The 9,991-nt window shown below is 67.4% G+C and carries 9 protein-coding genes and 1 tRNA gene; 3 read left to right on the top strand and 7 right to left on the bottom strand.

The genetic code is table 11. The features are described from left to right. Both mmsA and CF68_RS16605 read right to left on the bottom strand, forming a co-directional pair. On the bottom strand, window positions 1-946 hold a 946-nt coding region (gene mmsA / locus CF68_RS16610; RefSeq protein WP_035820647.1), incomplete at its 3' end, for a CoA-acylating methylmalonate-semialdehyde dehydrogenase. Between the two features lie 109 nt (window positions 947-1,055). Then, the gene (locus CF68_RS16605) at window positions 1,056-2,387 is read right to left on the bottom strand and encodes an aspartate aminotransferase family protein (RefSeq protein ID WP_035820646.1); all 1,332 of its coding nucleotides are present in this window, start codon (window positions 2,385-2,387) and stop codon (window positions 1,056-1,058) included. Window positions 2,388-2,716: 329 nt separating this feature from the next. Between CF68_RS16605 and CF68_RS16600 the strand changes: the two genes are divergently transcribed. After that, window positions 2,717-4,177 carry a PLP-dependent aminotransferase family protein gene (locus tag CF68_RS16600; RefSeq protein ID WP_035820644.1) on the top strand — a complete coding sequence of 487 codons (1,461 nt, stop codon included), beginning with the start codon at window positions 2,717-2,719 and terminating at the stop codon, window positions 4,175-4,177. A 381-nt stretch (window positions 4,178-4,558) separates the two neighbouring features. Next, the gene (dmeF, locus tag CF68_RS16595) at window positions 4,559-5,542 is read left to right on the top strand and encodes a CDF family Co(II)/Ni(II) efflux transporter DmeF (RefSeq protein ID WP_035820642.1); all 984 of its coding nucleotides are present in this window, start codon (window positions 4,559-4,561) and stop codon (window positions 5,540-5,542) included. A gap of 24 nt (window positions 5,543-5,566) precedes the next feature. On the opposite strand, the gene CF68_RS16590 is transcribed toward dmeF, so the two are convergent. The 4 genes from CF68_RS16590 to CF68_RS16575 all read right to left on the bottom strand — a co-directional run bounded on the left by CF68_RS16590 (window position 5,567) and on the right by CF68_RS16575 (window position 8,245). Next, on the bottom strand, window positions 5,567-6,010 hold the full coding sequence (locus CF68_RS16590) for a GNAT family N-acetyltransferase (protein WP_035820640.1): 444 nt from the start codon (window positions 6,008-6,010) through the stop codon (window positions 5,567-5,569). 319 nt (window positions 6,011-6,329) lie between these two features. Continuing rightward, window positions 6,330-6,404, bottom strand: a tRNA-Cys gene (locus tag CF68_RS16585). Window positions 6,405-6,490: 86 nt separating this feature from the next. Continuing rightward, the gene (bfr, locus tag CF68_RS16580) at window positions 6,491-6,958 is read right to left on the bottom strand and encodes a bacterioferritin (RefSeq protein WP_035820638.1); all 468 of its coding nucleotides are present in this window, start codon (window positions 6,956-6,958) and stop codon (window positions 6,491-6,493) included. A 294-nt stretch (window positions 6,959-7,252) separates the two neighbouring features. After that, window positions 7,253-8,245 carry a tripartite tricarboxylate transporter substrate binding protein gene (locus tag CF68_RS16575; RefSeq protein ID WP_035820636.1) on the bottom strand — a complete coding sequence of 331 codons (993 nt, stop codon included), beginning with the start codon at window positions 8,243-8,245 and terminating at the stop codon, window positions 7,253-7,255. 106 nt (window positions 8,246-8,351) lie between these two features. On the opposite strand from CF68_RS16575, the gene CF68_RS16570 reads away from it, so the two are divergent. Beyond that, window positions 8,352-9,293 (top strand): LysR family transcriptional regulator, encoded by a 942-nt coding sequence (locus tag CF68_RS16570; RefSeq protein ID WP_035820634.1) that lies wholly within the window; start codon window positions 8,352-8,354, stop codon window positions 9,291-9,293. 29 nt (window positions 9,294-9,322) lie between these two features. On the opposite strand, the gene CF68_RS38410 is transcribed toward CF68_RS16570, so the two are convergent. Next, a partial coding sequence (locus CF68_RS38410) for an MFS transporter (RefSeq protein WP_235205791.1) occupies window positions 9,323-9,991 on the bottom strand: 669 nt, incomplete at its 5' end.

The raw sequence follows: 9,991 nt of genomic DNA, 5'->3' as shown, positions 1-9,991 counted from the left end.
GCGAGCTGGCGCGTTCGGCGAGCCGCGGCACCAGCTTGTCGGCGACATCGCCGACTGCCACCGCCACCGAGATCGCCATGCAGCGTTCGCCGGCAGAACCATACGCGGCACCGATCAGCGCATCGACCGCCTGGTCCAGATCGGCATCCGGCATCACCACCAGGTGGTTCTTGGCGCCGCCCAATGCCTGCACGCGCTTGCCGTGCTTGGTCCCTTCCGTATAGATGTACTCCGCAATCGGCGTCGAACCAACGAACGACAGCGCCTGCACATCCGGATGCGCAAGCAGCGCGTCCACGGCTCCCTTGTCACCCTGTACCACGTTGAACACGCCATCGGGCAAACCAGCCTGGCGCAGCAGGTCGGCAATCAGCAGGCTCGGCGACGGATCGCGCTCCGACGGCTTCAGTACGAAGGTATTGCCGCAGGCGATCGCCACCGGGAACATCCACATCGGCACCATCACCGGGAAGTTGAACGGCGTGATGCCGGCCACCACGCCCAGCGGCTGGCGCAGGTTCCAGTTGTCGATGCCGCCGCCGATGTTGTCGGTGAAGTCGGTCTTGAGCAGGTTGGGGATGCCGCAGGCAAATTCCACCACCTCGATGCCGCGCGTGACTTCGCCCTTGGCGTCGGAGAACACCTTGCCGTGCTCGCGCGTGATCAGCGCGGCCAGGTCGTCGTGGTGCTGGTCGAGCAGTTCCTTGAACTTGAACAGGATGCGCGCGCGGCGCAGCGGCGGGGTGTCGGCCCAGGCGGGGAACGCGGCATGGGCGGCGGCGACGGCATCGGCCACATCCTGCGCGGTGCCTAGCGCCACGCGTGCTGCGACTTCGCCGGTGGCGGGGTTGAATACGTCCGCCAGGCGCTGGCCGCCGGCGCGGCGCACGGCGCCGCCGATGAAATGGTGGATCTCGGCCAGTTGCCGGTTTTCTGCGATGCTCACTTGGGATTTCCTTCGATTGCCGCGGCACGCAAGTCAGCGCGCGCCCCGGCGTGCAATCAGGGAGGCCGGACCCGCGGGTCCGGCGGCAATGCAATGCGGCGCGCGCCGCTTACTTGATGTCCTGCAGCGCCTTCTTCACCGTATCGAACATCTCGCCGATCTGCGCTTCAGAGATGATCAGCGGCGGCGAGAACGCCAGGATGTCGCCGGTGTAGCGCACCAGCACGCCGAGCTCCAGGCACTTCAGGAAGGCCTCATACGCGCGCGCGCCGGGCTGGCCGGGACGCGGCTCCAGCTCGATGCCGGCGACCAGGCCGTAGTTGCGGATGTCCTTCACGTGCGGCGCGCTGCGTACGCCGTGCACCGCGGCTTCAAACACCGGCGCCAGTTCGGCGGCGCGGCCGAACAGGTTTTCGCGCTGGTACAGGTCGAGGGTGGCAATGGTGGCAGCCGCGGCCAACGGGTGGCCGGAGTAGGTGTAGCCATGCAGCAGCTCGATCGCGCCTGGCGCGGCCGAATTGACCACCGTGTCATGCACTTCGCGGCGCACGGCGACGGCGCCCATCGGCACCGCGGCGTTGTTGATCGCCTTGGCCATGGTGATCAGGTCCGGCGTGACCTTGAAGCGCTCGGCCGCGGTGGCGGCGCCCAGGCGGCCAAAGGCGGTGATGACCTCGTCGAAGATCAGCAGGATGCCGTGCTTGCTGGTGATTTCACGCAGCTTTTCCAGGTAGCCGACCGGCGGCACCAGCACGCCGGCGGATCCGGCCAGCGGCTCGACGATCACGGCGGCAACGTTGGACGGATCATGCAGCGCCAGGATGCGCTCCAGCTCGTCGGCCAGGTGCGCGCCCCATTGCGGCTGGCCCTTGGTGAACGCTGCCTCGGCGATATTCAGCGTGGCCGGCAGGTGGTCGGTGCCCGGCATCAGGTTGGCCGAGAACGCCTTGCGGTTGGGGCCGATGCCGCCCACCGCCATGCCGCCGAAGCCCACGCCGTGGTAGCCGCGCTCGCGGCCGATAAAACGCGTGCGCTGGCCTTCGCCGCGTGCACGGTGGTAGGCCAGCGCGATCTTCAGCGCGGTGTCGACCGACTCCGAGCCCGAGTTGGTGAAGAAGATACGGTCCAGGCCCTGCGGCATGATCGCGGCCACCTTGGTGGCAGCTTCGAACGACAGCGGATGGCCCATCTGGAACGGCGGCGCATAGTCCAGCGTGGCGGCCTGGCGCGCTACCGCCTCGGCGATTTCCTTGCGGCAGTGGCCGGCGGCCACGCACCACAGGCCGGCGCAACCGTCCAGGATCTGGCGGCCGTCGTGGGTGGTGTAGTACATGCCGCTGGCCGACGCCAGCAGGCGCGGCGCCGCCTTGTACTGGCGGTTGGCGGTGAAGGGCATCCACAGGGCATCGAGATCGGGAATCACGGTCTTGGCGGCGTCCATACGTCCTCCTAGGGGGAATCGGGTCGGATTGGCGGGTAGCACGCTGGCTGGCAGCGCGTCGGCAATGAGGGCCACTCTACCGGCGGCGTCTGGCCGACAAAATATACAGTCCGGACAAGACTGCCTTACCGTGCAGTTTGAACACGCCAAACCGTACAGGCAAGCGCCATCGGGGTGCCGCCAGCCCGCCGTCGTGCCACGACCCGCGCTGGACCGCGGCGCATCACCCCACGCTGCACTGCGGCAAATTTCGCGTTATGGAAAGCCACCGCAGCCTGGCTTGCGTCCAGCCGCTAAACTGTACAGGTTCACGCCTGCCCGAGTGCCTGATGCTGACCCTGAACCTGACCCGCAGCCGCCGCGACGGCGACACCCTGACCGAGCAGATCGTCGCCGGCATCGCCGCGCTGGTTGAGCAGCGCGCGCTGCGCGCCGGCACCGCCCTGCCCTCGGTGCGCCGCTTTGCGCAGCACCATCACGTCAGCACCTTCACCGTGGCCGAGGCCTACGGCCGGCTGACCGCGCTTGGCTACCTGGCGGCACGCCCGGGCTCGGGCTATACCGTGGCGCACCGCCATGCCCCGGCCGGGCACGCGCGCGCGCCGCATTGGGAGTCGCCGGGACTGAACGCGGCGTGGCTGCTGTCGGATGTGTTCGCCGACCACTCGGTGCCGATCAAGGCCGGCGCCGGCTGGCTGCCCGGCGACTGGCTCAACGAGGAAGGGCTGCACCAGGCCATGCGCGCCTCGGCGCGCGTGCCGGCGGCGCAGCTGTCGGGCTACGGCCACCCATACGGCTTTGCACCGCTGCGCGAGCATATCGCCACCGGCCTGGGCCAGTACGGCATCCCGCTGCAGGCGCAGCAGGTGGTACTGACGCAGGGCGCCACGCAGGCGCTGGACCTGGTGGTGCGCACGCTGCTGCGTGCCGGCGATACGGTGCTGGTGGAATCGCCCTGCTACTGCAACCTCTTGCAGATCCTGCGGCTGGCGGGGCTGCGCGTGGTGGGCGTGCCGCGCTCGGCGGCGGGGCTGGATACCGACGCGTTGGACGATGCCATTCGCGCCCATGCCCCGCGCGCGCTCTTTATCAATACCGTGCTGCAGAACCCGACCGGCGCCAGCCTGAGCAGCATGAACGCCTTCCGCGTGCTGCAGCTGGCCGAGCAGCACCGGCTGCTGGTGGTCGAGGACGATATCTACCGCGAGCTGGCGCCGGCAGGCTCGCCGATGCTGGCGGCCATGGACGGGCTGTCGCAGGTGGTCTACATCAACGGCTTTTCCAAGACCATCACGCCGTCGCTGCGGGTCGGCTATCTGGCCGCCAGCCCCGACCTGGCCAAGGCCTTCGCACGCACCAAGATGGCGGTCGGCCTGACCTCGTCGGAAGTGACCGAGCGGCTGGTCTACTCGGTGCTGACCAGCGGCCACTACGGCCGCCACGTCGCGGCGCTGGCCGAGCGGCTGCGCGCACAGCAGGATCGCGTGACGGAAAAGATGGAAGCCCACGGGCTGGAGGTGCTGCTGCGCCCGGAGGGCGGGATGTTCGCCTGGGCGCGCCTGAACGAGGCGGCACAGGCGCGGCTGCAGGCCAGCCGCCGCGGCGAGCCGCTGCACGGCAACCGCCTAGCCACGCTGGCGCTGGAGCATGGCATCTGGCTGGCGCCAGGGTCGTATTTCGAGCCGGACGAGACCGATTCGCCGTGGATACGATTCAATGTGGCCACCGGCGATGCGCCACAGCTGTGGCAGTTCTTCGACCGTCTGGCGCAGGCACCGCGCGCGGCGTAGCACCCGCGCAGGACGGAGCGGTCAGCTCCAGAGGCGCTCGACGAGCCAGCCCGCGGTGGCGCAGAGTCCCAGCCAGGCGGTCAGGCAGATTGCGATAAATCGATAGCTCATCTCGGAATGGACAACAAAGTCGTGAAGGCAGTGTGAATTTTTCGTTGAATCATACATCCATTCATGAATGTATGTAAGGACAGCGTGGATTCCCCGCTGACTGCCAGGGTCTATTTGTGTACCGCAGGGAGCACACGAAGTACGCGCCAGCTGGCCCTGCAGCCGTCAGGGACGCGGCCGCCGAAGTGCCGGGGCTCTGCTACCCTTGTGCCTGCATTGCCCCACGCGGGGTGACGATTTCAGCTCTCAAGCGCTCAGCAGAACCAGACCATGCATAGCCACGACCTGTCCGCCTGGACCCACAGCCACGCGTTCGACGCCGGCAACCGCGCCGCCGAACGCGGCACGCGCCTGGTGATGGCAATCACCGCCGCCACCATGGTGGTAGAGATCGCCGCCGGCCTTTGGTTCAACTCGATGGCGCTGCTGGCCGATGGCTGGCACATGAGCTCGCACGCGCTGGCCATTGGCCTGTCTGCCTTCGCTTACGCCGCCGCGCGCCGCTACGCCGGCGACCGGCGCTTTGCCTTCGGCACGTGGAAGATCGAGGTGCTGGCCGGCTTTGCCAGCGCGGTGTTCCTGCTTGGCATCGCGGCGCTGATGGCGGCCGGCTCGGTCGAGCGGCTGCTCAGCCCGCAGGACATCCACTACCGCGAGGCCATGGCCGTGACCGCGCTCGGCCTGCTGGTCAACCTGGGCTGCGCGCTGATCCTGGGCGGCCATGCGCACGGGCACGACCACGGGCACGACCATGGCCACCATCACCACGGCCATGATCACGGTCACGGCCACCACCACGACATCAACCTGCGCGCCGCCTACGTGCATGTGCTGGCCGACGCCGCGACCTCGGTACTGGCGATGGTCGCGCTGGCCGGCGGCTGGTGGCTGGGCTGGGCGTGGCTGGATCCGGTGATGGGTCTGGTGGGCGCCGCGCTGGTCGGCAGGTGGGCCGTCGGGCTGCTGCGCCAGAGCGGCGCCGTGCTGCTGGACCGCGAGATGGACCATCCGGTGGTGGACGAAGTGCGCGAGGTGCTGGCGGGCCTGGACCCTGCCGACGCCAACGGCGAGGAGCGCACCAGTGTGACCGACCTGCATGTCTGGCGCGTGGGCCGGCAGCAGTTTGCCTGCATCGCCTGCCTGGTCACGCACGATCCGGCGCTGACCCCGCAGCGCGTGCGCGAGGCACTATCCGTGCATGAAGAACTGGTGCACGTGACGGTGGAGATCAGCCGTTGCGAGGGCTCGCACTGAGGCGTGCCATCGGTGCATGCGGGTTCAGTCCAGCTCGCACCACATGCATAGCGGCGGCGTATCGGTATGGCGGTGGAATTCGCTCGATGACATGACCTCGGCCGGCAGCTTCGCGGCCGGCACCAGCGTAAAACCGTAGCGCGCGAAATAGCTCGGGCAGCTCGAGGCCAGCAGCACCGCACGCCGCGCGCCATTGGCGCGTGCGCGCATCAGCGCGGCGCGCACCACATGCGTGGCCACGCCCTGGTCGCGGTGTTCCGGCAATACGGCAACGCTGCGGATCACCACAGTCTCGCCGAAACGCTCGCCGGCAGCGCAGGCAATGATCTGCGATCCAAGGATGGCAACGTGGAAGTGCTCGAGCAAGCGGGCCACATCGTCCACGGGCAGGCCACAGCGTTCCAGCACGCTGCCCACGGCTGGCGCGTCCGAGGGCATGGCCGCGCGGATCCGCAAGTCCTTGATCATCTGGAGCCTCTCTTTTTCACATCACCTCGCGACGGGGACACCATGGAAGCCCGGACATGGTTGTGCCGCCATCCGGCGGCACGGGTTGCACGCAGGCCATGTGGCCTGTCAGGCAACATTACCCGATTCGGTGGCATTGTTCTATTGGGGAAAGTAACGGAAAAAGGGGGGTGAAATGGCCCGCGCCATCGCGGCAATTACGCGCACCACGGCATGGCTGCCGTGCATGACGGGTCACTGTGACGGGCGCATGAAAATCGGGGAAATTGCGCGGGCGCGCGCAAGACTGTCCGGCAACTTGTGCCAGGCAAGAAAAAACTGGAGGCGGGGATACGGAATCGAACCGTCGTGTACGGCTTTGCAGGCCGTTGCATCACCACTCTGCCACCCCGCCGCTGACGCCGCGTCTGTGCGACGCTACGTGCTGCGGGCCGCAGTGTAGCGGGAAATGGAAATCTTTGCAGGAGACGGGGCCGGCCCCTAACCCATCGCGGACTGGATGTAGTTCTGCAGCCCGACCTTGTTCACCAGTTCCAGCTGCGCCTCGAGCCAGTCGATATGTTCCTCGGTGTCAGCCAGGATATCGACCACGATCTCGCGCGAGACATAATCGCCGACCGACTCAAAAAATTTGATCGCTTCCTTGCAGCTGGCCTGCGACACCTGTTCGAGCTTCAGGTCGCAGCCGAGCATCTCCTCGGTGTTCTCGCCGACCAGCAGCTTGTCCAGGTCCTGCAGGTTGGGCAGGCCATCGAGCAACAGGATGCGCTCGATCAGCTTGTCCGCGTGCTTCATTTCCTCGATCGATTCCTCGTACTCGTGCTTGCCCAGCGCACCGAGCCCCCAATGCCGGTACATGCGGGCATGCAGGAAATACTGGTTGATCGCGGTCAACTCATGGCGGAGCTGGCCATTGAGCAACTGGATCACCTTCTTGTCGCTTTTCATGACTGCCCCCAACGACCCCTCGAAACTGATGGACCCACTCTCATTTTCGTAATCACGAAAACCCCGCAGTGATTATCCCGCCGCGAACTTCATGGTAGTCCGGCAAGAGCGGACATCAAGCAAATTCGGCCTCGCTGCCGCGTTTTCGCCGGGTCTTCACGCGCCATTGCGGATGCGAATGCCAATGGTTTCCATTCGATTTTCAAAAGCGCTTCGCGCGGCATTGTGCAAACAGAAAAGCGGGCGCACACGGCAATTGCCGCGCCGCCCGCCATCGGGAGCCAGCCGTGAAAATCAGTCGAGCTTCGCGCCCGAATCCGCCACCAGCGTCTTCAGCACCGGCCAGTCGCGCGCATACAGCGCCTGCGCCTCGGCCGGCGAGCTGCCCACCGTGCGCAGCCCCAGCGCGACCAGTCGCTCCTGCATATCGGGCGCCTGCAGGATGGCGCGCACTTCGCCTTCAAGCCTGGCGAGAATCGGCGCGGGCACGCCCACCGGCGCCACCAGGCCGATCCAGCCGACGGTCTTGAAGGCGCTGTCCTGCATGCCGGACTCAGCGAAGGTGGGCATGTCGGGCAACGCGCTGCTGCGCTGCGTGCCGGTCACCGCCAGCGCCTTGAGCTTGCCGCTCTGGATATAGGGCTTGGCGGTCAGGATGCTGGCAAAGCCGAACTGCACCTGCCCGCCCAGGAGGTCCTGCATCATCGGCGCCTCGCCCTTGTAGGGCACGTGCGTGGCCTGGCCGTGCACCAGCTTGCTGTAGTAGGCGCCGCTCAGGTGCGACAGCGAACCCACGCCCCACGAGGCATAGCTGAGCTTGCCCGGCCGGCTGCGCGCGTATTCGCCCAGTTCACGCACGGTGCGCGCCGGCACCGACGGATGGGCCACCAGCACCAGCTGCGCATCGGCCAGCACGCTGATCATGGTCAGGTCCTTGCGCGGGTCGTAGGGCAGTTTCTGGTACAGGAACTGGTTGGTCAGCACCGACTGCGTCAGGGTCATCAACAGCGTGTAGCCATCCGGCGCGGCCTTGGCCACGGCGTCGGTGCCGATGATGCCCGAGGCGCCCGCCTTGTTGTCCACCACCACGGGCTGGCCCAGGCGCTTGCTGAGTTTTTCGCCCATGGCACGGGCGATGGTGTCGGTGCCGCCGCCGGCCACATAAGGCACCACGATGCGGATCGGTTTGGCGGGATAGGTCTGTGCCGCGGCGGGCAGGGCCAGGCTGAGCGAAAGCCCGCCAGTCAGCCCGCCAGCGGCCAGCGCGAGCCATGCGCGTCGGTTCATGTCGTCTCCAGATCGTCTTTATGGTTTTGGAGGACAACGTTAGCGGGCTTGAGAAATTACGTCCAATGCAATATTTTTCAGTTTTTGATGCAAAAATGATTAATTCATGGGGCTAAGGCAGCTGCATCACTTCGTCACGCTGGTCGAGCAAGGCAGTTTTGCCCGTGCCGCCGGCGCCCTGCACCTGTCGCAGCCGGCGCTCACCCGCAGCATCCAGGCACTGGAAGCGGACCTGGGGCCGCTGATCGACCGCAGCTACGGCAAGGTGCGGCCAACCGCCGCCGGAATGCTGGCGCTCGAACGCGCGCGCCGCATGCTGCGCGAACAGCGCGAGTTGCGGCGCGACCTGCAACTGCTGGAGGAAGTGGAGATCGGCACGATCCGCGCGGGCTTCGGCCCGTTTGCCGCATCGTTCCTGCTCGATCCGGTGCTTGAGGCGCTGGTGCGGCGCTACCCGCATCTGCGCATCGACCTGGAGACCGCGGACACGCCGGCCATGCGGCGTTCGCTCGAAGCGGAACGCCTCGATGTCTTTGTCGGCGAAAGCCGCAGCCTGGCGGAACTGACGCATCTGCAGATTGACCGGCTGCCGGCGCTGGAAACGGCATTCTTCGTGCGCAGCGGGCATCCGCTGGCGCGGCAGTGCGAAGTCAACCTGGCCGAGCTGCGCGCCTATCCGGTGGCAGGGACGCGGCTGCCGGCGCATATCCTGCGCTTCTTCCGGCAGGCACTGCATGAAGCCAGCGGTGGCAGCGGCCCGGTCCCCGAGGACGCGCCCGGGCTGATGACCGTCACCTGCAACGACATGCACGCGCTGCGCTCGCTGCTGCTGGCCGTCGATGCCGTGGCGCTGGTACCCGTGGCGATGATGGCCGAGGCCTGCGCGCAAGGCATGGCCGTGGCCCTGCCGATGCACCCGCCAACCGAGCTGAGGGCGCAGTATGGGATCGTGTCGCTGGCCGGGCGCTCACCGTCACCGGCCATGCGCGTCTTCGCGGCGCTGGTGCATGAAGCGGTGGCGCAAGCCAGCGGCGATGCCGGGCGGTAGGCCCGGGTCATAGCCCGGGCGTTGGGGATTCAGCCAGCTGCCACCGCGGGCTGCCCCGCTTCGGCACGCGACGGCAGGTGCGCGGCCAGCCGGCGGCGCGAGCGCTCAGGGTTGACCACGTACAGGCCGGCCAGCGACGCCACTACCATGATCGCGCCGCAGACGGCCAGGCCCAGCTCGAAACCGCGTGCCCCAGGGACGTTCTGCACCAGCACACCCGTGACCAGCGGCGCCAGCACGCCGGCCAGCGACGACACCGACGCATCGATGGCGAGGATCGCACCGCGCTGCCCCGCCGGCACCACCTCGGCCAGCATCGCAGGACCCAGCGAATAGATCGCCGGCGCGCACACGCAGGCCACTACCAGCAGGCCCACCCGCATGGCCGGCGTGGTGTCCGGCCACAGCAGCAACAGGAAGAAGCCGCCGGCCAGCAGCAGCATGCCGGCCGAGACCCGCCCGCGCGCCACCCGCGACGACACGCCGCGCGCCAGCAGTCGTTCAGAGAACCAGGCAATGGCCAGCGTCAACGGCAGGTTGGTGCCGATGATCAGCGCGAACAGCTTGCCGCTGACGGCGTGGTCGAAGCCCAGCCCGCTTTGCAGGTAGGCCGGGATCCAGGTCAGGCACAGCGCCAGGCCCCAATACGCCGCCAGCCGCAGCGCAAAGCAGCCGAGCACCGTGGGATCGCTCAGCAA

Origin of the sequence: Cupriavidus sp. SK-4 (assembly GCF_000611125.1) — a bacterium.
Classification (GTDB): domain Bacteria; phylum Pseudomonadota; class Gammaproteobacteria; order Burkholderiales; family Burkholderiaceae; genus Cupriavidus; species Cupriavidus necator.
This window is presented reverse-complemented; position numbering and strand designations above follow the sequence as displayed.

Coding starts and splice junctions, on each gene's coding strand:
- bfr (WP_035820638.1), bottom strand. CDS start 6,958: ATGAAAAGCGACAAGAAGGTGATCCAGTTGCTCAATGGCCAGCTCCGC.
- CF68_RS16600 (WP_035820644.1), top strand. CDS start 2,717: ATGCTGACCCTGAACCTGACCCGCAGCCGCCGCGACGGCGACACCCTG.
- CF68_RS16590 (WP_035820640.1), bottom strand. CDS start 6,010: ATGATCAAGGACTTGCGGATCCGCGCGGCCATGCCCTCGGACGCGCCA.
- CF68_RS16605 (WP_035820646.1), bottom strand. CDS start 2,387: ATGGACGCCGCCAAGACCGTGATTCCCGATCTCGATGCCCTGTGGATG.
- CF68_RS16570 (WP_035820634.1), top strand. CDS start 8,352: ATGGGGCTAAGGCAGCTGCATCACTTCGTCACGCTGGTCGAGCAAGGC.
- CF68_RS16575 (WP_035820636.1), bottom strand. CDS start 8,245: ATGAACCGACGCGCATGGCTCGCGCTGGCCGCTGGCGGGCTGACTGGC.
- dmeF (WP_035820642.1), top strand. CDS start 4,559: ATGCATAGCCACGACCTGTCCGCCTGGACCCACAGCCACGCGTTCGAC.